We start from the raw sequence: 24267 nt of genomic DNA, 5'->3' as shown, positions 1-24267 counted from the left end.
CGGCGAGGGCCGTTGCCGTTGTCCCGCGCCCTCCTGCCCACCACCCGCCGCCAGGGCCGGACCGTCCGGGTTTCACGCGCCCATAATCGGCAACACGTTCGACATGTCCTCACGCCATCGCAGTACAAGCGGATCCGCGGCGGCGATCATCATCGTCGTCGCGGACGTCATGGCCTTCATCCTGGGCCTCTGGATCCTGATGTACCTGCTGGACGCCAACCGCGCCAACGACCTGGTGGACTTCGTCCAAGGCGCGGCCCGCTGGCTCGCCGGCTGGTCCTACGACCTGTTCACCTTCAACGAGGCATGGGCCCGTGTCGTCTGCGGCTACGGCCTGGCCGCCGTGGTGTACCTGTTCATCGGCCACGGTCTCGCCAACCGGATGCGCCGCCTCTGACACCACTGACGCCCCCGACGCCACTGACACCACTGACGCCCCTGACGCCACTGACGCCCCTAACACCACTGACACCACTGACACCACTGACACCCCGATGACGGGTCCGCTCAGCCGCAGCAGTCCGGCTCCAGCCCACGCGGCAGACGCTCCCCGCTGAACACGGCGGTGGTCGCCTCGTCTCCCCCCAGCGCGGCCACCGCCAGCAGCAGCGAACCCGCCGTCCAGGTGGTGAGTTCCTCCGGCCAGAACGCCCGGTCGCCCTCGAAGACGTAACCCGTCCAGTACATCCCGTCCTCGGCGCGCAGATGCTGGATGGACTGGAGGATCTCCAGCGCCCGGTCGGACTGTCCCATCACCCAGAGCGCCAGGGCGAGTTCGCAGCTCTCGCCGCCTGTCACCCAGGGGTTGGGCAGCACACAGCGCACCCCGAACTCCGGCACGACGAACCGGTCCCAGCCCGCCTCGATCCGCTCCGTGGCCTGCGCGCCCGACACCGCGCCGCCGAGCACCGGGTAGTACCAGTCCATCGAGTAGCGGCTCTTGTCGAGGAACCGCTCGGGGTGCTCGCGGATCGCGTGCCCGAGCGCACCGGCCGCCAACTCCCAGTCGGGCTGCGGCTCTTCACGCTCCTCGGCGATCGCGAGCGCGCAGCGCAGCGCCTGGTACACGGACGAACAGCCGGTCAGCAGCGCCTCGTCGACGACCGTGCCGTCCGCCTCCCGCCTCCAGCCGATCTGGCCACCTGGCTGCTGGAGTCCGAGTACGAACTCGATCGCCGCGTAGACGACGGGCCAGGTCCGGTCCAGGAACGCGTCGTCGCCGGTGGCCAGGTAGTGGTGCCAGATACCGACGGCGGCATACGCGCAGAAGTTGGTCTCGCGCCCCCGGTCGACGGGGAGTTCGGCGTCCCCGTCGCGGTATCCCGCGTACCAGGACCCGTCCTGGTTCTGGTGCCGGATGAGCCACTCGTACGCCAGCGCCGCCGCCTCGTGCTCGCCCGCCGCGTCCAGCGCCATGGCCGCCTCGGTGTGGTCCCAGGGATCGAGGTGGTGCCCGCGGAACCAGGGAATCGCGCCGTCGGGGCGCTGTACGGCGAGGATGCCGGCGACGGTCTCGGTGGCCTCTTCGGCGGTGAGGACACCGGGCAGGACGAGGTGCTCCATGGCGCCGGGGCCACGACCGCGGCTGGGCCAGGTCACTTGACGACCGCCGCGGACTCGGTCGCCGCGGACGCTGCCGCATCGGACTCGGTCGCATCGGACGCTGCCGCATCGGGCGCGGTCCCCACGGGAAGGTGCGGCTTGGTCGCGTAGGCCACGAAGCTCTTGCCCACGACGGGGTTGAGGAGCTGCTCGGTGACCCGGGTGGCCAGGGGCTTCTTCATGATGTCCCAGACCAGGAGCTTGTGGTACGCGCGGACGGGCAGCGCCTTGTCGTTGTCGACACCGAAGGCGCACTTGAGCCACCAGTACGGCGCGTGCAGGGCGTGCGCGTGGTGGGTGCCGTACGGCTTGAGCCCGGCCTCCCGCATTCTGCCCAGCAGTTCGTCGGCCTTGTAGATCCGGATATGGCCGCCCTCGACCTCGTGGTACGCGTCGGAGAGCGCCCAGCAGACCTTCTCGGGTCCGTACCTCGGCACGGTGACCGCGATCCGGCCGCCGGGCCGCAGGACGCGGACCATCTCGGCGAGAACGCCCTTGTCATCCGGAATGTGCTCCATGACCTCGGAGATGATCACGACGTCGAAGGACTCGTCGGGGAAGGGCAGATGGAGCGCGTCGCCCTCCATCGCGGTGGCGGTGGCGCCCAGAGGGGCTTCTCCCGCCTCCTTCATCGCGGCGAACCACGTGGCCACTTCGCGGATCTCCTCGGCGTTCCGGTCGAGTGCCACGACCTGAGCGCCGCGCCGGTAGCACTCGAAAGCGTGCCGGCCCGCGCCACACCCCAGATCGAGCACGCGGTCGCCCGCGGCGAGCGGGAAGCGGGTGAAGTCCACGGTCAGCACAGGGGCCTGCTTTCGCGGTCGAAGGAACGGAGAGATGGGAGAAGACGTAGAGGGCGGAGGGGGCGACGTCGACACCGTACGGACACGCGGAGCGCGCGAGCACCGCACCGGCGCGCACAGCCACGGCCGGATGCCGGATGTACGACTACAGCCACGGATACGGATACGGCGTCAGCGGGTGCTGCCACGGGCCGCGGCCACGGTACGCCCCGGCTGCCGGGCACCTGCCCGCCGGGTGTCGGCAACCGCCCGCCGGGCCATCGCCGCCCGGTACAGCTCGGCCGTACCCTGCGCGGCCCTGGCCCAGGTGAACCGGGCCAGCACCCGCTCCCGTCCCGCCGCGCCCAGCCGGGCCCGGAGCTCCGCGTCGCCGAGCAGCCGTCCGAGGGCGGCGGCCAGCGCGCCCGCGTCGCCCGGCGGAACGGCCAGGCAGGTCTCGCCGTCGGGGCCCGCGACCTCGGGGATCGCGCCGCCGGTGGTGGCGACCAGCGGCGTACCGGTGGCCATCGCCTCGGCGGCGGGCAGCGAGAAGCCCTCGTACAGGGACGGTACGCAGGCGATCTGCGCGCCACGGACCAGCGCGACCAGTTCGGCGTCGGTGATGCCCTTGACGAACTCGACGGCGTCTTCGAGCCCGTATCTCTCGATGGCCTGGGCGACGGGGCCGTCCTCGGCCCGCCTGCCGACCACCACCAGGTGTGCGGTGGGCTGTTCGGTACGGAGCTTGGCGAGGGCCTCGACGAGATGGACGAGGCCCTTGAGAGGGACGTCCGCGCTGGAGGTCGTGACGATCCGGCCCGCTGTCTCGGGCACGGCCGGATCCGGCGAGAACAGGTCCGTGTCGGCGCCGATGTGCACGACGTCTATACGGTCCGCCGGCACCCCGAGATGGTCGGTGATCTCCTGCTTCGAGGAGCCGGAGACGGTGAGCACGGACGGCAGCCGACGCGCGACGCGCTTCTGCATGTGGGTGAAGCCGTACCAACGGCGTACGGAGGCCCGCGCCCGCCAGTTCGCGGCGGCGTCCAGGTCCAGCCGCCGGTCGACGGTGATGGGGTGGTGGATGGTGGTGACCAGCGGCGCGCCGAGGTCGCCGAGGAGCCCGTACCCGAGCGTCTGGTTGTCGTGGACGACATCGAACTCGCCCGCGCGGGCGGTCAGATGGCGCCGGGCGCGGAGCGAGAAGGTCAGCGGCTCGGGGAAGCCCCCGGTCCGCATCGTGACAACCTCAAGAGCGTCGATCCAGTCGCGGAACTCGCCGAGTCCCGGCGTACGGAACGGGTCGGGCTGCCGGTAGAGATCGAGGCTGGGCAGTTCGGTGAGCGGAACGCCCTCGTCGAGTACGGGGTAGGGCTGGGCGCCGATCACCTCGACGCTGTGGCCCAGGCGGGCGAGTTCACGGGAGAGGTGCCGGACGTAGACGCCCTGGCCGCCGCAGAATGGATTCCCCTTGTAACTGAGAAGTGCGATACGCAACGGACGGTCGTCGCCGCCCCGGTGCTCCGCTCCGCCGCCCCGGGGCTCCGCTCCGGTGCCCGCCTCCACAGCCTCAGCGGTCACTCTCGGCCCCCTTCTCACGGCACCCTCTGCGCTTGTTCCGTCTGTTGTTCCGCTTGTTGCTCGACTCGCTGTACGGCCTGCTGCTGTCGGGCCCGCTGTTCGGCTCGCTGTCCGACTCCGTGTTCCGCTGCCGTTCCGCCGCCGTTCCGTCGCGGTCCCGCTGCCGTTCCGTCTGTTCGCCTCTTCGCCTCTTCGTCCGTTCGACGCCCGGCGGAGCGTAACCGCTGGCGATATTCCGCAACAAGTTGCCGCCGGGCGGCTTCGCTCGCTCACCGACTCAGAATCTACCGGCAGGTAGCGTGGCCGTACGCGCCGCATCAGGTGATTCACGCCACGGCGCGCGCCCACCGTGCCGCGCGGTCCGGAGCACGACGGCCCCTTGCTCCATCCGGCGGATACCGCTCAAGTCACGTGCCTGCCACAGCCGAAGGACGGGTGTTCGCACATCCCCGCAATACGCTACGCAAGGAGCACGCATGCGCTTGAGCAAGCGCTGGGCACCGGCCGCCCTTCTGCTACTCGTCCCCCTGCTCGGCGGTACCGACGCCACGGCCAGCCCCATCCCGCTCCCCAGCCAGAGCCGCGTCCCGGTGGAGCGCTCGGCGGAAGCGGTCCCCGGCCAGTACATCGTCACCCTGAAGCCCGCGTTCTCGTCGGCCGGTGTGCTGCGGCAGCTCGGCATCAAGGCCCTGTTCACGTACGAGACGGTCCTGTCGGGGTTCGCCTCCACCCTCACCCCCGGCCAGCTGAACCAGGTGCGCGCCCTGCCGGGCATCGCGGCCGTGGAGGAGAACGGCGTCGTCTCGGTCGACCCGGCCCTGACCGCGTCCAAGCCCGCGTCCAAGTCGGCGTCCGCGTCCCGGCGGGCTCGGGTCACGCCCGGGAGTTGGGGACAGGACCGGATCGACCAGCGGTACCTCCCGCTCGACAACGACTACGACGTGACCGGCACCGGCAAGGGCGTCAGCGCGTACATCGTCGACACCGGAATCGAGACGGGGCACAGCGAGTTCGGCGGCCGTGCCACCGTCGGCATCGACACCGTCAACGACGGCCGGAACGGCCAGGACTGCAACGGCCACGGCACGCACGTGGCGGGCACCACCGGCGGCGCGACCTACGGCGTGGCCCGCTCCGTCTCCCTCGTCGGGGTCCGTGTCCTCGGCTGCAAGGGCAACGGCGACTGGGCCGGGGTCATCGCCGGCTTCGACTGGGTGGCCAAGCACGCCAAGAAGCCCGCTGTCCTCAACGCGTCCATCGGCGGCCCCTCCTCGACAGCGGTCAACACCGCCGCCAACGCGGTCACGGCAGCGGGTGTCCTGCCTGTCGTCGCGGCCGGCAACGACCACAAGGACGCCTGTACGGTCTCCCCCGCCGGCGCCGAGCAGGTGATCGCCGTGGGAGCCACCGACATCGAGGACCACGAAGCCAAGTTCAGCAACTACGGCAAGTGCCTCTGGACGTACGCTCCCGGCGTCGCCATCGTCTCCGCCAAGCTCGGCGGAGGCTCGGTCGCACTCAACGGCACCTCCATGGCGAGCCCTCACGTCGCCGGAGTCGCGGCGCTCTACAAGGAGAGGCACCCCGACGCCGACCCGAAGTCTGTCGCCCTCTGGATCGCCGGGCAGTCCACCAAGTACCTCGTGTCGCCCCTCAGTACGGGCTCACCGAACCGCCTCCTCTACACGGACGGGCTCTGACGGCTCCGACGGCCTCTGATACACCCTGAAGTGCTCTGAAGCTGGTTCACGTGGGCCGACTCCACTCCGGAGTCGGCCCATTCGGCCGTCACGGTGCGGCCGATATCACCGGCGGTCCTCACCGGCGGCGGTCTTCGAGCGACACGACGTTCGTGGCGTCCACCGCCGGGCGCAGGGCTCGGGCGAGCTCGACGGCGTCGTCCACGGCCCAGAAGTGAGTGAAGAACAGCCGGGGTTCGTCCGTCAGGCCGTGATTGTGGAGTTCGACGATGCTGATTCCCCCGCGTCGCAGGGCCTTGAGGACCTGCTGGACCTCTCCGGCGAGCATGGCGAAGTCACCGTTGAGCGCGGCCCTGCCGCCGCCGAGGGGCTGGAAGTTGAAGGCCGTGGTGGCACCCAGGCCGGGGGGCAGCACCATGCCGTTGTCGACGATGGTCTCGCGGCGGCTGAAGACGCAGTTGTAGACCCCCGCGATGCGACGGCCCTTCGCGCCCAGCGCCGCGTCGATCCCGGCGGTGTCGAGATCGACGGGCGGCGACGGCTTCGGCGGCTCGGCCGGCGGGGTTCCCGTACGGTCAAGTGCCGCGCGCAGCCTGCGGGCCAGGTCCACCGGGTCGTGCCCGTGCGCGTGGACATGGGTCCACCAGACGTCCGGGGTCTGGGCGAGCAGATGCTTGTGGAGCGCGGTCTGTTCGATCCCGTGCTTCTGGAGGGCGTCGGTGGTCCGCTGCAACTCGCGCTCGGTGAGCACCAGATCGCCCATGAGCATCACACTGTGGTCGCTGTAGCGGACGAAGCTCACATGGGAGCCCAGGGCGAGTGCCGGTGAGACGGTGATGCCGTAGGAGACCACGTGCAGGTCCCCGCGTGGAAAAGGCGTGTGGTACATGACTCCGCGCAACAGGTCGCCGGGACGCCCCAGCGCCTTCGCGACGCCACGCCAGTCAGCCAGGGTGGTGGGCACCGGTTCGATCGACCGCCGGCCTCCGGCCCCGGGTGTGGCGCGGGCCTCGGTCGCCCCCGTTCCCGCCCCCACTCCCGCCAGCACCGGAGCCAGGGCCGCCGCGGTCAGCAGCCGGCGCCGTGGAGTGGCCGCGTGCGTGTACGTGTCCTGCCGTCGGTTTCCGCTCATCACATGAGCACCTCCATATGCGATCGAAACACGCGACGGTGAAGGCGTCGTGGGGAACGAGGGCCGGATGGACCAGCGCGGTACACCGGGGCCGGTCGGGCGAAGGTCCTCGGTCGGACAAAGCACCCCGGCGGAGTGAGGCCGACCGGATGGGGAGGCGTCCGGAATGGGGAGGCGTCCGGCCGGGGACGGTGGGGTACGGGCCGGTAGAGTGGGTGCGTCGTCATCATGCCCGTACGGGGGAAAGCCGGTGCGAAACCGGCGCTGACCCGCAGCCGTGAGCCGCTGTCGCAGGCGGTGAGCCGGAATGCTCCGTACGGGTCGTGACCGGCTCGTGCCATCGGAAACCGCCGGTGGCCGGCATCGTCGAGGTTTACGGAGCCGGAGCCTGGTGCCTCAGTGTGCCTGTGCCCCCGGCCGCAGGAGAGGCTCAGCCGCCCATGACCACCGTTCGCCGTTGCGCGGCCGCGCTCGCCGCATCCGTCGTGCTCTGCGTGGCCGTTGTTCCGGCCGCCCACGCCGGAGGTGACGTATCCCCGGCCCCCTCCGGTTCCGATTCCGGTACTGATTCCGGTTCCGACTCTGGTTCTGGTTCCGGCTCTGATCCCAGCTCTGGTTCCGGTTCTGCTTCCGATTCGCCGCCCACCACGCCGTCCGTCCCGCCGGCCCCTTCGCCCTCTCCGGTCAAGCTTCCGCCGGGGCTGTACGGCGACAAGGACCCCGCCTACGACGGGGTGTGGCGCCAGTCGATGGCGATGCTCGGCCAGTTCGCGGCGGGTGTCAGGCCCGCGAACCAGGCCATCGCCTGGCTCAAGCGCCAGCAGTGCGCCAACGGCGCCTTCCCCACGTACCGCGCCGATCCCACCAAGCCCTGCGACGCCAGGACGGCCGTCGACTCCAACGCCACCGCGACCGCCGTCCAGGCGCTCTCCACGCTCGGCGGCCAGCGGCCCCCCATGGACAGGGCCCTGAACTGGCTGCGCTCCGTACAGAACAAGGACGGCGGCTGGAGCTACACCCCCGGCACCCCGAGCGACGCGAACTCCACCTCCCTCGTGATCGCCGCGTTGGTCACCGCGGGCGTACGGCCCAGCTCGATGCGGTACGCGAGGTCCCCCGAGGGCAAGCACGCCTACGACGCGCTGGAGAGTCTGTCGATTCCCTGCGGCCCGGGAGCGGACGCGGGCGCCTTCGCGTACCAGCCGGACAAGTCCGGGAAGCTCAGCGCCAACGACGACGCCACGGCGGCGGCCGTGCTCGGCGGGCTCGGCAAGCGGCTGGTGTCCGGGCCGGTGAAGGACGGGGGTCCCGGGCCGTCCTGCGTACGTACGGCGAACCCCTCCCCGGAGCGTGTGGCCCGTAACGGCGCCGCCTACCTGGCGTCCGCGCTCGCGGCGTCCGGGCACCTCGACCAGCCGCCGATGCCCGGCGCCGAGGACAGCACTCCGCTGCCCGACGTCGGCAACACCGCCGACGCGGTCGTCGCCCTGACGACCGCCGGGTACGGGGACCAGGCGACCGGCGCGCTGGAGTGGCTGCAGCGGAACTCCGGGGCCTGGGCCCAGGAGAACGGTCCCGCCGCCTACGCCCAGCTGATCATCACCGCCCACGCGACGGACACGGATCCGCGCAACTTCGGCGGTATCGACCTCGTACAGCGGCTGAACGCGACCGGTCCCACCCCGACGGTCGTGGCGTCCGCGACGGCACCGGCCGTCGCGGAGAAGGGGATCGACGGCGGCTCCGGGCGGGTCGTCCTGTGGGTCATCGGCTTCGGTCTGATCGCGTTCGTCGGGCTCGGTTTCCTGATCGGCAACCGCAGGAAGACGCGGCAGCCGTGACCGGCGCCCGGTCCCTCACTTCTCCCCCCTCCCGCTCCTTCCCTCGCTCCCCCTTCGTCGCTCTCTCGCTGGTGTTCTCCCTCGTCGGCCTCGTCCTGGGGCTCGACGCCGGGTCCGCGCAGGCGGCCGGTTACCGCTACTGGTCGTTCTGGGACGGCCGGGACGGGCAGTGGGCCTATGCCTCCGAGGGGCCGGCCACCGCCCGGCCCGCCGACGGCGCGGTCAGCGGCTTCCGCTTCTCGGTGAGCGCGGACAGCGGTGACGCGGCCCGGCCCCGCAGGACACCCGTCTTCGGGGCGGTCTGCGCCAACACCCCGGCGCAGGACGGCCGCAAGCGGATCGCGGTCGTCATCGACTCCGGTACGGCGGCCGACGCCCCGAGCAGGGAACAGCCGCCCGCTCTCCGGGCGGAGTGCGCCCGGGTCGGCGAGGACGCGACCGCCGCCGAGGCCCTCGCCGCCGTGGCGAAGCCGCTGCGTTACAACGGCCAAGCGCTGCTCTGCGCGATCTCCGGCTATCCGGCGTCGGGCTGCGGAGAACAAGTGGGGGAAGGGGAACGGGAGTCGGACGGAAAGCCGACGCCACAAGCCACTCCCACCCTCACCCCCACTCCTACGCCGACAACTGCCGACGGTGGAAGCGGCAGCGGCGGCCCGTCCGTCAGTGTCTTCGCCGGGATCGCCGCGGTGGTGGCCCTCGGTGCCGCCGGGCTCTGGCAGGCCCGCCGTCGGCGCGGATGAACCGGCCGTACGTCATGAACCCGCTGTACGTCGTGAACTCTCCGTACGCCACGCACCCGCTGTACGTCCTGAACCCGCCGTACGTCATGAGCCGGGCCCGATGAGCCGCGCCGCAGACCGCCCTGAGGGAGCGGCGAACCGCTTCCCCCGCCCGTCCCCGCTCCGCGCTCCCGAGGCGACCCGCTCCAACGCCCTGCACTCCGGCGCCTGGTGGCTCTGGGCGCTCGGGCTCGCCGTCGCCGCCTCCCGTACGACCAACCCGCTGCTCCTCGGCCTGCTGGTCGGTGTCGCGGGCTATGTGGTGGCGGCCCGCCGTACCGCCGCGCCCTGGGCCCGTTCGTACGGTGCCTTCGTCAAGCTCGCCCTGGCCGTCATCCTCATCCGGCTGCTGTTCTCGGCCGTCCTCGGCTCGCCGGTCCCGGGCTCGCACGTGCTGGTCACCCTGCCCGAACTGCCCCTGCCCGACTGGGCGGCAGGCATTCGGCTCGGTGGCCGGGTGACGGCGGAGCAGCTGGTCTTCGCGCTGTACGACGGCGCGAAACTGGCCACGCTGCTGATCTGCGTGGGCGCGGCGAACGCGCTCGCCAACCCCGCCCGGCTGCTCAAGTCCCTGCCGGGCGCGCTGTACGAGGCCGGGGTCGCCGTCGTCGTGGCCATGACCTTCGCGCCGAACATGGTCGCCGATGTCGTACGGCTGCGCACGGCCCGTCGGCTGCGCGGCCGTCCCACCGGCGGGGTGAAGGCGGTGCTCCAGATCGGATTGCCGGTCCTGGAAGGCGCGTTGGAGCGGTCGGTAGCGGTCGCGGCCTCGATGGACGCGCGGGGATACGGTCGTACGGCCGACGTCCCGCGCGCCGTGCGGCACACCACCAGCGTCCTCACGCTCGGCGGGCTTCTGGGCGTCGCCGCCGGTTCGTACGGACTGCTCGCCGCGCAGGGCGCCGGGTACGGGGTGCCGCTGCTGGCCGCCGGGCTCGTTGCCGCGTCGGCCGGGCTGTGGCTCGGCGGCCGGCGCTCCGTGCGTACCCGCTACCGGCCCGACCGCTGGGGTGTGCGCGCCTGGCTGGTCGCCGGGTCCGGTGCGGCCGTCGCGGCGGTGATGATCCGGGCGGGCGGCACCGATCCGGCGGCTCTGCACCCCGGCGTCGTACCGCTGGTGGCGCCGACGCTGCCGCTGTGGCCCGCGGCGGGGGCGCTGATCGGTCTGCTGCCCGCGTTCGTCGCGCCCGTACCCGCACCACCGCTGTCCCCGAGGGAGCCGACGCCGTGATCCGATTCGAGCAGGTGTCGGTCGTGTACGGCGATGCCTCCACGCTTGCCATCGGCGGCGTCGACCTCACCGTGCCCGAGGGCGAACTGGTGCTGCTCGTCGGTCCGTCCGGTGTCGGCAAGTCGACACTGCTGGGGACGGTGTCCGGGCTCGTCCCGCACTTCACGGGCGGCACTCTGCGCGGCCGGGTCACCGTCGGCGGCCGGGACACCCGCACCCACAAGCCGCGTGAACTCGCCGATCTGGTCGGCACGGTGGGCCAGGACCCGCTCGCCCACTTCGTCACCGACACCGTCGAGGACGAGCTGGCGTACGGCATGGAGTCGCTGGGCCTGGCCCCCGATGTGATGCGGCGCAGGGTCGAGGAGACGCTGGATCTGCTGGGCCTGGCCGAGCTGCGCGACCGGCCGATCGCGACGCTGTCGGGCGGGCAGCGCCAGCGGGTCGCGATCGGTTCGGTCCTGACCCCGCACCCCAAGGTGCTCGTCCTGGACGAGCCGACCTCGGCGCTGGACCCGGCGGCGGCCGAGGAGGTGCTGGCGGTGCTGCAACGGCTGGTGCACGACCTCGGGACGACCGTACTGCTGGCCGAGCACCGGCTGGAGCGGGTGGTGCAGTACGCCGACCAGGTCATCCTCCTTCCCGGCCCCGGGCAGCCCCCGGTCGTCGGCGAGCCCGAGGCGGTCATGGCGGTGTCGCCGGTGTATCCGCCGGTGGTGGCGCTGGGGCGGCTGAGCGGCTGGGAGCCGCTGCCCCTGTCCGTACGGGACGCCCGGCGCAGGGCGGCGGGGCTGCGGGAGCGGCTGGCGGGGACGGAGCCTGTCGCGGTGGTTCCGGCGTTGGCCGAGGCACCCGTACAGGCCCTGGCGGAGGGCCCGGTAGAGGCCCCGGTGGAGGAGCGAACACCGGCCGCCGCCCGTCGTACCACGCTCGCCCGGCTGCTGCGCCGCCGTCCGAAGACGGCGGCGGAAGAAGACACGGCGGAAGAAGGCGCGGCGGACCGGGCCGAACGGCCGCCCCGGCCTCTCGCCCTCGCCGTCGTCACGGATCTCGGCGTACGGCGCGACCGGATCGAGGCCCTGCGCCGGGTCTCGCTGACCGTCGCGCCGGGCGAGACCATCGCGCTGATGGGCCGTAACGGCGCGGGCAAATCCACCCTGCTCGCCGCGCTGGTCGGCATGGTCGAGCCGGCCTCCGGCAGCGTCCTCGTCGGTGGCCGCACCCCCCACCGCACGCGGCCGGGCGAGCTGATCCGCCAGGTCGGGCTGGTGCCGCAGGAGCCGCGCGATCTGCTGTACGCCGACACGGTCGCCGCCGAGTGCGCCACGGCGGACGCCGACGTGGGTGCCCCGCCGGGCAGTTGCCGGGCGCTGGTCCGCGAACTGCTGCCGGACGTGGCGGACACGACCCACCCGCGTGACCTCTCCGAGGGGCAGCGGCTGGCGCTGGCCCTGGCCGTCGTCCTGACCGGCCGGCCTCCGCTGCTGCTCCTGGACGAACCGACACGTGGGCTGGACTACGCGGCGAAGTCCCGTCTCGTCGCCGTACTGCGCGCGCTGGCGGCCGACGGGCACGCGATCGTCCTGGCGACCCACGATGTCGAACTGGCCGCCGAACTGGCCCACCGCGTGGTGATCCTGGCCGACGGCGAGATCGTGGCGGACGGCCCGACGCCCGAGGTGGTGGTGTCGTCACCGGCCTTCGCGCCCCAGGTCGCGAAGGTCATGGCACCGCAGGAGTGGCTGACGGTGACCCAGGTCCGTACGGCACTGACGGCGACGGAGGGAGCGGTGTGACACCCGATGCGATACCGGCAGCGCGACCGGCGGTGACGACGGCTGTCCCGCAGGCGCGCGCCGTACGGCTCGGGCCGCGTTCGGTCTGTGCTCTCGTCCTGATCAGCGTGGTCGGGGTGATCGCCTTCGGCTGGCCGCTGCTGGCCGACTCCGCGTCCGGACTCGCGCATTCCCGGGACGCGCCGTGGCTCTTCGCCGCGCTCCTCCCTCTCCTCGTGGCGGTCGCCGTCGCGACGATCGCCGATGCCGGCCTGGACGCCAAGGCGGTCGCGATGCTGGGAGTGCTGGCCGCGGTGGGCGCGGCGCTGCGTCCGCTCGGCGCGGGGACGGCGGGGCTGGAGCCCATGTTCTTCCTGATGGTGCTGAGCGGCCGGGTCCTCGGGCCGGGCTTCGGCTTCGTCCTCGGGTCGGTCACGATGTTCGCGTCGGCGCTGCTGACGGGCGGGGTCGGGCCGTGGATGCCGTTCCAGATGCTGGCGATGGGATGGTTCACGATGGGGGCCGGTCTGCTGCCGGGCCCGGACCGCCTGCGTGGCCGGGGTGAGCTGCTGATGCTCGCGCTGTACGGCGCCGGTGCGGCGTTCGCGTACGGCACGATCATGAACCTCCAGGGCTGGACGTACATCGGCGGGCTCTCCTCCGGTGTCTCCTTCCACCCGGGCGACCCGGTGGGGGACAACGTGGTGCGCTTCCTCGCGTACTGCGCGGCGACGTCGTTCGGCTGGGACCTGGGCCGGGCGGTACTCACCGTCGTACTGACCCTGACGATCGGTACGACGGTGCTCAAGGCGCTGCGAAGGGCGACGCGCCGGGCGGCGTTCGAGGCGGAGGCGCGGTTCGCGATCGGCTCCGTGAAGTGACCCGCGAAACACTGGTCATTGGAAGAACAGAGCCAGCGCGTTGACCTGAATCCGGATCGGGTCATCAGAGTTTATGTCAGTGAGACGCACACTGCACACCATCAAGTTGGGTGACGCAAATGAGAGCGTAGCCATGAACTGACCCAGCGCACGCTCGCGAAGCTGGTTGCCGGTGACGAAAGCACCGTTGATTCCCATCAGTGCGAAAACGACGCTGTCACCTGGGTGGAGATCTACGGGCTTCTGTTGTACCAGAGGGCGCCCCGGCAAGAGATGACCCGGCCCGCCGGGTTCGATGAAGTCGAAGAACACGCCTTGGAACCCTCTTACGCCTGCAGTCAAGGAGCGACCCACCGCATCTTCCTCGCCCGGAACAAACAGCCCAGGAGCGAGTGGCGTTGTAAACGCTGCTTCTACCTTTTCCTCAGTAGTCATTTTCAACTCCGATCAGCTGATGCACTGACTCGCGAGCACCTGAAAGGCGGCCCGAAGAGCAGTGCACATCCGTGGCGTGAGCTTCTGATAACTCCTGCGCTCGGCTATCTACCACATATCCAGGTTGGCACTGCGAATGCACGTCCGCAAACTCTGAAACAACTTACGGAAATAACAGCTTGCGGAAATAGTTGAGGTCGAAATGATCCCGCGTCACGCCGAGCACGGCCGGCACGATGGTGACGTCCACGACGGCCGTGACCTGACCGTCCGACGGTGTGGACGCGAACGTCGTCGCGGGGCGTGGCCCCCCGACACACCCGCGCCCGCCCTACCCCGGCTCCCGCGCCGTTTCCCATGCGGTCTTCTGCACCGCTACGACCCCCTCGCCGACAGCACCCGTTTCGGAACCGGTGCCCGCCACGCTCGCCGTACCGGCCGCCGTGCCCGTGACCGTACCCGCGCCCTCCCCCGTCGGGAACGGGTCGTCCTTCGCCACCGGCCCCGGCAGCAGCTTCCGCGGACCCGCCAGCAGATACGTCAGCGCGAAGCCCGCCCCCACGACCGCCGCACCCCCCACCGCGTCCAGGACCCAGTGATTCGCGGTGCCGATGATCGCGCACACCGTGAACAGCGGGTGCAGCAGGCCGAGCAGTTTCATCCACGGTCTGCGCGCCAGCACCACGATCACCACGCCGAACCACAGCGACCATCCAAAGTGCAGCGACGGCATCGCCGCGTACTGGTTGGTGAGCGCCGTCAGCGCCCCGTAGTCCGGGTTGGTGAGGTCCTGCGGACCGTGCACGGTGTCGATGAAGCCGAGGCCCGGCATCAGCCGCGGCGGGGCCAGCGGGTAGAACCAGAAGCCGATCAGCGCGAGGACCGTGGCGAAGGCGAGCGAGGTACGGGCCCAGCGGTAGTCGGCGGGACGGCGTGCGTACAGGACACCGAGGAGCGTCAGCGGCAGCACGAAGTGGAACGACGTGTAGTAGAAGTTGAAGAAGTCCTCGGCCCACTTCGCGTTCACGACCACGTGGTTGAACCAGTGCTCGATGTCGATTCCCAGCGCCTGTTCGACGGAGTGGATCTGGCGGGCGTTTCCCTCCGCCGCCTCACGGCCGCCCGTCGCGGCGAGCCGGATGTGGGAGTAGACCGAGTAACCGACGCGGATGGCCAGCAGTTCGAGCAGCAGATTCGGGCGGTCGAGCAGCCGTCTCCAGAACGGTGCCAGCGGAACACGGCTCCACCGCGCGGGCGCGGCCCGCGCGTACTGGGTGGGAACGGGCTTGTCGAAGTACGGCGAGGTGCGCAGCAGGAACGGTACGCCGCAGGCCGCCGCCAGCGCCGCGATCAGCAGGACGTTCTCCCGCACGGGAGCCAGCGCCGCCATGGTCGGCAGCAGCATCTTCCCCGGCAGCGACATCACCAGCACCACGAACGCCGGCCACACCAGCCGGTCCCTGGCCTTCGTACCGACCCGCCCGACCACCGCCAGCAGCACCCACAGGAGTTGGTGCTGCCAGGCCGTCGGCGAGACCGCGACGGCGACGCAGCCGGTCAGCGCGACGGCGAGCAGCAACTGCCCGTCCTGGGCGTAGCGGACCGCGCGGCGCAGCCCGAGGAAGACGACGGCCGCGGCCAGGACGACGAAGAGCACGACTTCCAGGGGCCCTTCCAGGCCGATCCTGAGCAGCGCGCCGTGCAAGGACTGGTTGCCGAGGGAATCCGGTCGTGCGCCGAGGCCCGCGCCCGCCACGTGGTGCAGCCAGTACGCCCACGAGTCGCCGGGCAGCGCCGCCCAGGTGAGGGCCGTGCCGACGCCGAAGGTCCCGGCCGCCGTCACGGCGGCCTTCTTACGGCCCGTCAGCCACAGCAGCGGCGCGAAGAGCAGGACGGCGGGCTGCAGGGCGGCGCCGATGCCGATGAGGACTCCGGAGCCGCGTTCGCCGCGTACGACGAAGCAGCCGACCAGCACCAACAGGACGGGAATGATGCTGGTCTGGCCGAGCGAGAAACTGTTGCGGACCGGCAGGGACAGCATGAGCAGGCTGATCGTGACGGGTGCGGCCAGCAGTCCCGTACGGCGCGATACGCGGCCCGGGAGGGCGCGGGCCACGACCAGGCCGAGCGCGACGACCAGCAGCAGCGTCCCGAGAGTCCACGCGATGCCGAGGCTCTGCTCGGCCGAGCGGGCCAGGGGTTTGAGGACGAGTCCGGCGAACGGGGTTCCGGTGAACGTCCCCGTGTCGTACAGCGAACCGGCCACGTGCAGCACGCCGTTGTCGCCGATCCAGGTCTCCAGATCGGTCAGCCGCTCGCCCGGCGGCTGCCGGAGCACCGCTGCCGCCTGTCTTATCGCCAGCACCGCGGCGACCAGCCAGAGGAGCGCGCGGGCCGTACCGAACCCGCCTTCCGCCGTACCTGCCGCCGCACCGCCGTGCACACTGTGCTCCGCATTCGCCACGCCGCGCCGACCCTCCGTCCGAAATCGCCGTCCCTGGGGCATAGAGCCTCGCACTGCCCGGTCGGAAAGACTCAGGCAACCCCCTCTTAGCCTGACTGTCATCCCAGTTTTGTCTCCATGCCCACACACGGGTGACGGCGAACGAAGCGGGATGCACGGGGACTCGGGGGCTCGGGGAATGCCCGGTACGCGAGGGGAGCCCGGTGCGCTGGACGCAACAGGCGTACGGAGCATAGCGGGGGCGGCGACATCGCACCGAAACCCGCAGGCAGCCACACACCGGCCGCAGGGCGTGTCGCGGCGGACTCCGACGGGCGGACTCCGACACTCCGCATCAGCGGGGCCGTGTACGACGACGACCTGCTTCCGGACGAGGAAACTGATCCTGATCATTCCGGTACGAGCGAGAGGCACCTCATGTCCCAGGAGCAGTGGACCGCGGTCGACCAGTACTTCACCGATCGGCTCGCCCCCGCCGACGAGGCGCTCTCGGCTGCCCTCGCCGCCAGTGCCGCGGCCGGCCTGCCCGCCATCCATGTCGCCCCGAACCAGGGCAAGCTGCTGCACCTGCTCGCCCGTGTGCAGGGCGCTCGTACGGTCCTGGAGATCGGCACGCTCGGCGGCTACAGCACCATCTGGCTCGCGCGCGCGTTGCCCGAGGGCGGCCGGCTGATCTCGCTCGAGTACAACCCCGCGCACGCCGACGTGGCCCGCGCCAATCTCGCGCACGCCGGACTCGACGAGGTCGCCGAAGTCAGGACGGGGGCGGCGCTGGACACGCTCGCCGGCCTGGCGGACGAGGAGGCGGGGCCGTTCGACTTCGTCTTCATCGACGCGGACAAGCCCAACAACGCGCACTACCTGGAGTGGGCGCTGAAGCTGACCCGGCCGGGCAGCGTCATCGTCTGCGACAACGTCGTACGGGGCGGAGCGATCATCGACGCGGAGAGCACCGAGGCATCGGTGCGGGGCACCAGGAACATGATCGAACTGATGGCGGGGAATCCTCGGCTGTCCGCGACCGCGGTCCAGACGGTGGGCAGCAAGGGGTACGACGGCTTCGCGCTCGCCCGCGTACTCGGCTGAAAACCGCGTACGCACGACGCCATCGCGGACGGACGGGCAGACAGACGGAGGCGGCGGGCCGTCCCTTGCCCGCCGCCTCCGAGTCTGCGTCTGCGTCTGCGCCTGCGCCTGCGTCCGCGTCTACGCGTTACGCACCAGTCCCTTTGGGCCGCAGCGACATGGTCCGGTTCCGGCCCGCGCTCCGCCTGCCACTCCGGGGGCGGCTCCCGCCGTTCTTCTCCGGGTGGCCGAGGATCAGTTGCTCGAAGAGCAGGCGCGCGCCGACCAGCGCCTCACGCAGTTCCTCCGTGTCCGTGCCGCCACCGTCCCCCGAGGCCGCGTGGTGCACCCTCCGGAAGCCGTCCACCTGATGCGCGTGGTGTACGGAGAGGGCGTCGAGCTGGTCTTCGTACCGCGCGCCGGCGGGGTAGCCGCACTCCTCCGCGAGCCGGGCCAGCAGCTGTTCCGCCTCCGCGACCGCCTCCCTCGGGGAGTCGACAAAGCGCTCCTGGAGTCCGGCCCAGTGGGCCACGTACACTTCGCGCTGCTCGGCGGAGAGGCGCTGCGGCCTCAGGTCGCCGTGGCGCTGGACCCGTTCGGCCAGTTCGCGCTCGGCGGCCTTGGTGTCACCCCCGTGCCGGGCGGCGACACGGTCGTACTCCGGGCCGAACCGGCGCTTCAGCCCGATCCGCCCGCTCTCCCTGCCGGGTCCCACGTACAGGAACGCGGCGATAACGATCAGGAATGCCACGATCAGAGCGACGACGATCAGAACTGGGGACATGTTGGCCTTCCTGGATTCCCGGTTTGACTTATCTGGACACGTTTCGACTCGTCTGGTCACGTAACGCGTCGTTCTTCAGACCGGGTTGCCCTTAATCCGTTGGTCAAACGGTCCCGCGCCCCGATAGGGAGATGAACATGAAGACCCTGAACTGGTCCGTGCGCCCGGAGCCATTCGGCACCCCCGAAGCCACCCTCCTGCGCCGCGCGTACTACGCCGAGGTGGCCGGCCGCTACTGGGGACGGCCCGCGACCACGGCGGAGATCGACGAGGGGCTGGCCGACGACCCGCCCGACCGACTGGCCCCGCCCACAGGCCAGTTCGTCGTCGGACGGTACGGCGGCGAGGCCGCGTGCTGCGGCGGGCTGCGGATGCTCGACGCGCGGACGGCGGAGCTGACGCGGGTGTACGTGAGCCCCGCCGCACGCGGCACCGGAGGCGGCGGTGCGCTGCTGACCGCCCTGGAGCACGCCGCGCGCGGGCTCGGGGCGCGCGAACTCGCCCTCGACACCCGGCTGGATCTGGTCGAGGCGCGGGGGCTGTACGTGAAGCACGGCTTCCGGGAGATCCCGGCGTACAGCTCGGGCCCGTACAGCGAGATCTGGTACGGCAAGGAACTCACGGCCCACGCAACGGACCGGGGCTAAGGCTGAGGCTGGGGCGGTGGCTGTGGCTGTGGATCTTGCCGGGCTCGCGTGCCCTGGCGCCGCGCCTCAAGCGGCGTGATCCCTAAGCAACGTGGTCTCCCGGCGGCTCGGGCATGCGCGGCCGTTCGCTCCCCGAGCCGCACATCTCACCGCTCAACTCCTCCACCAGCCGCACCAGATCCGTCGGCCGGTCCGGCCCCCACCAGTCCCCCAGCAGCTCCGTCAGGGACTCCTCGCGCGCCTTCGCCAGCGCCTCCGCCACCTGTGTGCCCCGCTCCGTGAGTACCAGGCCGAGCCCCTCGCGGCGGGCCAGCCCGCGCTCCTCCAGCTGCCGCGACGCGTCGGTGACGGAGGTGAGCGACACGGGCTGGGTCTCCACGAGCGCGGCCGGCCGGACCGAGCCGTGGCGCCGGATGCGCAGCAGCATCCAACTGGCCGCCGGGAGCAGGTCGTACCCGGCCTTCGCCGTGATCTTCGCGTAGATCCGGTGTCGCCCCTCGCGCGTGCCGAGGACCGACAGGGCGCGCGCGACCTCGTCGCACGAGGAGCGCTCGACCGGATTGGACGCGAGGGTCTCGGTGCCCTCCGGGGCGGTCACCGAGCCGCGCAGCTTGTCCTCCTTGAGGAACCAGGCGACGGCGAAGGCGAGGCACACGACCGGCACGGCGTACAGGAAGACGTCGGTGATGGACGTCGCGTACGCGTGCAGTACGTCGGACCGGAGCGCGGGCGGCAGCGTGCCGACGGCCCGGGGGTCGGCGGACAGCGTGCCCGGTCCCACGCCGGGCGGCAGCGGTTTTCCGGCGAGGACGGCGGTCAGTCTGCCGTTGAGCAGGTTGGTGAAGATCGTGCCGAAGATGGCGACACCGAAGGAGGCGCCGATGGAGCGGAAGAAGGTGGCGCCCGAGGTGGCGACACCGAGATCCTGGTAGCCGACGGAGTTCTGGACGACCAGCACCAGGACCTGCATGACCAGCCCCAGGCCCGCGCCGAAGACGAAGAAGTACGCGCTCATGACCCAGGTGCCGCTGAATTCCGTGAGCTGGTGGAGCAGCAGAAGTCCGACGGCGGTGATGCCGGTGCCGAGGATGGGGAAGACCTTCCAGCGGCCAGTACGGCTGACGATCTGCCCGGACAGGGTGGAGGTGATCAGCAGGCCGAGCACCATGGGCAGCAGATGCACCCCGGACAGGGTGGGCGTCACGCCCTGCACCACCTGGAGGAACGTCGGCAGGTAGGTCATCGCGCCGAACATCGCGAAGCCGACGATGAAGCTGATGACCGCGACCAGGGTGAAGGTCCGGAGCCGGAAGAGCCGTAGCGGCAGGACGGGTTCGGCCGCGCGGCGTTCGACCCGGATGAAGACGGCGAGCAGGATCACGGCGAGGCCGGCGAGGCCGGTGATCTCGCCCGAGCCCCAGGCCCAGGTGGTGCCGCCGAGGGAGGCGACCAGCACGAGGCAGGTGGCGACGGACGCGATCAGGAAGGTGCCGAGGTAGTCGATGGTGTGCTTGGTCGTGCGTACGGGGATGTGCAGGACGGCGGCGATGACGAGCAGCGCGACGATGCCGATGGGCAGGTTGATGTAGAAGACCCAGCGCCAGCTGAGGTGTTGGGTGAAGAAGCCGCCGAGCAGCGGGCCGAGAACGCTGGTCGCGCCGAAGACGGCGCCGAACAGCCCCTGGTACTTGCCGCGTTCGCGTGGCGAGACGATATCGCCGACGATCGCCATCGACAGCACGATCAGCCCGCCGCCGCCCAGTCCCTGGAGCGCGCGGAAGCCGATGAGCTGGGGCATGTTCCGTGCGATTCCGCAGAGGACGGAACCGATGAGGAAGATGACGATGGCCGTCTGGAAGAGCCTCTTGCGCCCGTACTGATCACCGAGCTTGCCCCACAGCGGCGTGGCGGCGGTCGAGGCCAGCAGATAGGCGGTGACGACCCAGGACAGATGCTCCAGTCCGCCGAGATCGCTGACGATGGTCGGCAGGGCGGTGGAGACGATGGTCTGGTCGAGCGAGGCGAGCAGCAGGCCCATGAGCAGGGCGCTGATCGCGACCATGACGGTGCGCGGACTCCGGCCGTCGCCGGGAGCCGGACTCACCGCGGGGGTACTCACTTCCTGAGTCATGGGGACATCTCCTCGGAATACGGTCCGCTCCTCGGGATTCGGTCCGCTCCGCTGGATACGGTTCCTCTGGATACGGTCCGCCGAGACTCCATCCTGTCTGTTCTATTCCGTTCTGTCCCGTTGTGGCCTGCCGGGCGGTCGCCGGGGGCGGACCGGAGTCCCCAGGCGTCACACGCTGTTCGAAAAGGGCCTGCATAATCGGCGGCAGTTCGGGGGGAGGCAGCTCAAGGGGAGGGAACCCACGTTGACCGGACAGCTCTGTCCTGAGTGCGGTGCGCCGCGAACCGCACAGGGCGAACCGGGCCGCGACGACAGTGGCGGCCGTGACGATCGCGGCGATCGCGGCGGTTGCGATTGCGCCGCGCGGGCCGCGGGGGCCGTACAGGCCGGACGCTCCGAGGAGATCGCGGCGGAGGTCGCGGCGACCGAGGACTTCCATACGCTGCGCATGCGGCCGTACGTGACGCTCGACGCGCAGGACGACACGCGGGCGACCTTCCGTACGGCGGGCCCGCTGCCACCCCTGGCCGCACCGAAGGCCGCCGCAGGACCCTCGGCCGTCACGGACGTCACCCCGGAGCCGCCGCCGGCTCGCCGTAAGCCGCTCCGGGCGGTGGCGATCGGCGCGGTGGTGGTGGCGGTGATCGGTACGGCGGCGTTCGTCGGCGGCCTGTTCGAAGGGGACGACGGGGCGGCTCGGGCGCTGCCGAAGGAGACGCACACGGGAGCGCCGGCACCGGACGCGGCGACACGGGACGCGTCCGCGACACCCACTCCGTCGAAGAAACCGTCTTCGTCGCCGACACCGTCGGCCACGAAATCCGCCTCCCCGTCCCCTTCCCCCTCCACGTCGAGCCCGGCCACGCCACAGGCGCCACCCCCGGCCCGTACGACACCCACGACCGCCCCGAAACCCACGACCCAGGCCCCGGAGCGGCCCGACCAGCCCCCGGCGGGCGCTTCACTGCGCCTCGGGGACTCCGGCCCGGAGGTCTTCGCGCTCCAGCAGCGGCTGGCCGAGGTCCGGCTTTTCCGCGGACAGCCGGACGGAAAGTACGACCAACGCGTCGAGGGCGGGGTGCGTATCTACCAGGCGTACCGGCAGATCGGGGGCGACCCGGCGGGCGTCTACGGTCCGAACACCCGGAAGGCGCTGGAGGCGGAAACCCAGGGTAGGGGTGGCCGTCACTGATCTCGTTTGTATAATACGGAAACAAAGTGGTTCCGCCCGTGCACCCTGACCGACGGGCGGAGCCACTCTGTATCGGGGCGAGTCATGTGTCTCGGCACGGGCTCACTCGCCTTCGTACGGGATCACTCGCCTTCGTACGGGATCACTCGTCTTCGTACGGGCTCACCTGTCCCGCTCGTTCCGCTCCCGCCCTCTGGAGAGTCCCCCGATGCCGGCCACCGCGTCCTCCCCGACGTCCGTACTGACCGCACGAGCCCTCCTTCTCGACATGGACGGCACTCTCGTGAACTCCGACGCCTCCGTGGAACGCTGCTGGCGCCGCTGGGCCGACGAGCACGGCCTGGATCCCGAGGAAATCCTGAACGTCGTCCATGGCCGCCAGGGGTACGCCACGATGGCCGTACTGCTTCCGGACCGCCCCATGGAGCTGAACCACGCCGACAACCGCAGGCTGCTGGCCGAGGAGACCGCCGACACGGACGGAGTCGTCCCGATCCCCGGCGCCCCGGCCTTCATGTCGGCCATCGCCACTCTCCCGCACGCCCTGGTCACGTCGGCGAACGTGGCCCTGGCGGACGCCCGGATGACCGCGGCGGCCCTCCCGATGCCCAAGATCCGCGTCACGGCCGAGAACGTCACGGCCAGCAAGCCCGACCCGGAGGGCTTCCTGCTGGGCGCGGCCGAACTGGGCTTCGCCCCGGAGGACTGCGTGGTCTTCGAGGACTCGGAGGCGGGCATCACGGCGGCCCGGTCGGCGGGCATGCGCGTCGTGGGTGTGGGCCCGCGAGCGAAGACGATGGCGCCGGACGCACACGTCGTGGACCTCACCCAACTGCGGGTGGAGGCACTGCCGTCGGGCGAGATCGCGCTGCGCTTCGGAGCGTAGGAGCCACGCCGGGCGCCGCCCTTCGGAGCGTAGGAGCCACGCCGGGCGCCGCCCTTCGGAGCGCAGGAGCGCACGCCGGGCGCTTCCGCGCTCCCTGCACCCCGACGCGCCCGGCGCAGCGCGGTGGCGCCGCACGCCCCCGGCGTCCCGCGAACCTCAGCCGTCCCGGTCGATCCGGCCCCGCGCCACCAGTTCCAGCACCACGCTCACCGCCACCGCCTGTACCGCCATCAGCGCCACCAGCACGAACAGTTGCACCGCCCCCGCCAGCACCGGTGACGCGCCTCCCAGCAGCATCCCCACGAAGGCTCCCGGCAGCGTCACGAGCCCGACTGTCCTGGTCTGATCGAGCCCCGGCAGCAGCGCGTCGGCCGCCGCCGGCCTCGCCACCTCCATCCGGGCGTCCCGGTCCAGCAGGCCGAGCGCGAGCCCCGCCTCGACCTCCCCCCGGCGCGCGTGCAGTTCGTCGAGCGCGCGCCGGCCGCCCAGGACCGTCGCGGTGAGCGCGCCCCCGATGAGGATGCCGGTGACGGGGATCAGCGCGATGCCCTTGGCCGGTACGACTCCGGTGAGCAGCAGCAGGGCCATCACCGGGCCCACCGCCGCCGCGATCGGCACGGCGGTCCACCACCACGTCCCGTTCGCGGTGACCCGGCGCCCGGCGGTCCGTACGGCGACCGCGAACATCAGCGCGACAAAACCGAGCAGCGGCGGTACGGATCCGATCACCCACCCGATGACGAAGGAGACCGCGCCGAGTTGCAGCGCGGCCCGCACCCCCGCGACGGCGATCTCGCGGGCCCGCCCGAGATGCGCGAGTGCCGCCACGGCCACGGCGACGATCAGCAGCAGGCCGAGGACGACCCCGAACGTGATATCGACCCGAAGCAGCACGCGGCCACCCTATGCCGCACCCGGACGACGCCCCGCGCCGCAGTGACCGCCCCGCGCACGCCCGGCCCCCCGACCACCGGCCCGCGCACGCCCGGCTCCCCGATCACCGGCCCGCGCACGCCCGGCTCCCCGATCACCGGCCCGCGCCCGCTCCGCGTACCTCGTACCCCGGCACCTCACCCCCGCCCCACCTCGCGCCCCACGCACGCCCCGCCCCCGCGCCCCTCGCGCATCAAGACCGCACCACGCCTCGCCGCCACCGCCGCCACCCGCTCCCACCTCGCCAATCTTGCCCCGATAGACCCCAATTGCCGGTCCATCAGGACAACCTCGACACCTCAACCTCTTGATGTGACGTGCTCATGTCGCCACCCTGTTACCTGGTGCCCACCCCACGGAAACCCACCGCCGCCACGATGGCGGCCGGGCCCAACCGCGCCGCACGGCCCGAGCCAAAGCCCCGCC

Annotated in this window: 21 protein-coding genes and 1 riboswitch; of the genes, 12 read left to right on the top strand and 9 right to left on the bottom strand. The window is 71.4% G+C overall.

All coding sequences use genetic code 11. The features are described from left to right. Positions 1-103: 103 nt before the first annotated feature. Positions 104-397 (top strand): hypothetical protein, encoded by a 294-nt coding sequence (locus ACIQD6_RS12525; RefSeq protein WP_401881218.1) that lies wholly within the window; start codon positions 104-106, stop codon positions 395-397. A gap of 110 nt (positions 398-507) precedes the next feature. Here the strand turns inward: ACIQD6_RS12525 and ACIQD6_RS12520 are convergent, their stop codons facing one another. The 3 genes from ACIQD6_RS12520 to ACIQD6_RS12510 form a co-directional block, all read right to left on the bottom strand. After that, entirely contained in the window at positions 508-1563 is a 1056-nt protein-coding gene (locus ACIQD6_RS12520) for a prenyltransferase (protein WP_401881712.1), read from the bottom strand. Between the two features lie 32 nt (positions 1564-1595). After that, a complete protein-coding gene (locus ACIQD6_RS12515; RefSeq protein WP_401881216.1) occupies positions 1596-2405 on the bottom strand; it encodes a methyltransferase domain-containing protein in 810 nt (269 codons plus the stop codon). A gap of 171 nt (positions 2406-2576) precedes the next feature. Beyond that, positions 2577-3965, bottom strand: coding sequence for a glycosyltransferase family 4 protein (locus ACIQD6_RS12510; protein WP_401881214.1), 1389 nt, complete (start codon positions 3963-3965; stop codon positions 2577-2579). Between the two features lie 32 nt (positions 3966-3997). Between ACIQD6_RS12510 and ACIQD6_RS12505 the strand changes: the two genes are divergently transcribed. After that, positions 3998-4186 (top strand): hypothetical protein, encoded by a 189-nt coding sequence (locus tag ACIQD6_RS12505; protein ID WP_401881212.1) that lies wholly within the window; start codon positions 3998-4000, stop codon positions 4184-4186. Between the two features lie 255 nt (positions 4187-4441). After that, a complete protein-coding gene (locus ACIQD6_RS12500) occupies positions 4442-5665 on the top strand; it encodes a S8 family serine peptidase (protein ID WP_401881211.1) in 1224 nt (407 codons plus the stop codon). Between the two features lie 118 nt (positions 5666-5783). On the opposite strand, the gene ACIQD6_RS12495 is transcribed toward ACIQD6_RS12500, so the two are convergent. Continuing rightward, on the bottom strand, positions 5784-6797 hold the full coding sequence (locus ACIQD6_RS12495) for a DUF1259 domain-containing protein (RefSeq protein WP_401881209.1): 1014 nt from the start codon (positions 6795-6797) through the stop codon (positions 5784-5786). Positions 6798-7043: 246 nt separating this feature from the next. Then, a riboswitch (cobalamin riboswitch) is annotated at positions 7044-7105 on the top strand. Positions 7106-7237: 132 nt separating this feature from the next. Here ACIQD6_RS12495 and ACIQD6_RS12490 point away from each other — a divergent pair. From ACIQD6_RS12490 to ACIQD6_RS12470, 5 genes are all read left to right on the top strand, one after another. After that, positions 7238-8638: a prenyltransferase/squalene oxidase repeat-containing protein gene (locus ACIQD6_RS12490; RefSeq protein WP_401881207.1), complete on the top strand. Its 1401-nt coding sequence runs from the start codon at positions 7238-7240 to the stop codon at positions 8636-8638. After that, on the top strand, positions 8635-9378 hold the full coding sequence (locus ACIQD6_RS12485) for an SCO2322 family protein (protein ID WP_401881205.1): 744 nt from the start codon (positions 8635-8637) through the stop codon (positions 9376-9378). The genes ACIQD6_RS12490 and ACIQD6_RS12485 overlap by 4 nt, the downstream gene beginning before the upstream one ends. A 100-nt stretch (positions 9379-9478) precedes the next feature. Next, a complete protein-coding gene (locus tag ACIQD6_RS12480; protein WP_401881204.1) occupies positions 9479-10648 on the top strand; it encodes an energy-coupling factor transporter transmembrane protein EcfT in 1170 nt (389 codons plus the stop codon). Next, positions 10645-12444: an ABC transporter ATP-binding protein gene (locus tag ACIQD6_RS12475; RefSeq protein WP_401881202.1), complete on the top strand. Its 1800-nt coding sequence runs from the start codon at positions 10645-10647 to the stop codon at positions 12442-12444. Before ACIQD6_RS12480 ends, ACIQD6_RS12475 begins: the two co-directional genes overlap by 4 nt. Positions 12445-12455: 11 nt before the next feature. Next, positions 12456-13304: an ECF transporter S component gene (locus ACIQD6_RS12470; protein ID WP_401881710.1), complete on the top strand. Its 849-nt coding sequence runs from the start codon at positions 12456-12458 to the stop codon at positions 13302-13304. A 15-nt stretch (positions 13305-13319) separates the two neighbouring features. On the opposite strand, the gene ACIQD6_RS12465 is transcribed toward ACIQD6_RS12470, so the two are convergent. Together ACIQD6_RS12465 and ACIQD6_RS12460 are read right to left on the bottom strand one after the other, a co-directional pair. Beyond that, positions 13320-13739 carry a hypothetical protein gene (locus ACIQD6_RS12465; RefSeq protein WP_401881200.1) on the bottom strand — a complete coding sequence of 140 codons (420 nt, stop codon included), beginning with the start codon at positions 13737-13739 and terminating at the stop codon, positions 13320-13322. 331 nt (positions 13740-14070) lie between these two features. After that, positions 14071-16203 (bottom strand): bifunctional glycosyltransferase 87/phosphatase PAP2 family protein, encoded by a 2133-nt coding sequence (locus ACIQD6_RS12460; protein WP_401881199.1) that lies wholly within the window; start codon positions 16201-16203, stop codon positions 14071-14073. A 417-nt stretch (positions 16204-16620) separates the two neighbouring features. Here ACIQD6_RS12460 and ACIQD6_RS12455 point away from each other — a divergent pair, with 417 nt between their 5' ends. Further along, complete coding sequence (locus ACIQD6_RS12455) at positions 16621-17289, top strand: O-methyltransferase (protein ID WP_401881197.1); 669 nt, start codon at positions 16621-16623, stop codon at positions 17287-17289. 127 nt (positions 17290-17416) lie between these two features. On the opposite strand, the gene ACIQD6_RS12450 is transcribed toward ACIQD6_RS12455, so the two are convergent. Next, positions 17417-18052: a hypothetical protein gene (locus tag ACIQD6_RS12450; RefSeq protein WP_401881195.1), complete on the bottom strand. Its 636-nt coding sequence runs from the start codon at positions 18050-18052 to the stop codon at positions 17417-17419. A 137-nt stretch (positions 18053-18189) separates the two neighbouring features. Between ACIQD6_RS12450 and ACIQD6_RS12445 the strand changes: the two genes are divergently transcribed. Continuing rightward, the gene (locus ACIQD6_RS12445; protein WP_401881193.1) at positions 18190-18699 is read left to right on the top strand and encodes a GNAT family N-acetyltransferase; all 510 of its coding nucleotides are present in this window, start codon (positions 18190-18192) and stop codon (positions 18697-18699) included. An 82-nt stretch (positions 18700-18781) separates the two neighbouring features. On the opposite strand, the gene ACIQD6_RS12440 is transcribed toward ACIQD6_RS12445, so the two are convergent. After that, positions 18782-20830: an MFS transporter gene (locus ACIQD6_RS12440; protein WP_401881192.1), complete on the bottom strand. Its 2049-nt coding sequence runs from the start codon at positions 20828-20830 to the stop codon at positions 18782-18784. Positions 20831-21074: 244 nt separating this feature from the next. Here ACIQD6_RS12440 and ACIQD6_RS12435 point away from each other — a divergent pair, with 244 nt between their 5' ends. Continuing rightward, entirely contained in the window at positions 21075-22022 is a 948-nt protein-coding gene (locus tag ACIQD6_RS12435) for a peptidoglycan-binding protein (RefSeq protein WP_401881190.1), read from the top strand. 208 nt (positions 22023-22230) lie between these two features. After that, positions 22231-22908 carry an HAD-IA family hydrolase gene (locus ACIQD6_RS12430; RefSeq protein WP_401881188.1) on the top strand — a complete coding sequence of 226 codons (678 nt, stop codon included), beginning with the start codon at positions 22231-22233 and terminating at the stop codon, positions 22906-22908. A 156-nt stretch (positions 22909-23064) separates the two neighbouring features. On the opposite strand, the gene ACIQD6_RS12425 is transcribed toward ACIQD6_RS12430, so the two are convergent. Then, positions 23065-23802: an ABC transporter permease gene (locus ACIQD6_RS12425; RefSeq protein WP_401881186.1), complete on the bottom strand. Its 738-nt coding sequence runs from the start codon at positions 23800-23802 to the stop codon at positions 23065-23067. Positions 23803-24267 lie beyond the last annotated feature (465 nt).

Origin of the sequence: Streptomyces sp. NPDC088400 (assembly GCF_044753355.1) — a bacterium.
Lineage (GTDB): Bacteria > Actinomycetota > Actinomycetes > Streptomycetales > Streptomycetaceae > Streptomyces.
This window is presented reverse-complemented; position numbering and strand designations above follow the sequence as displayed.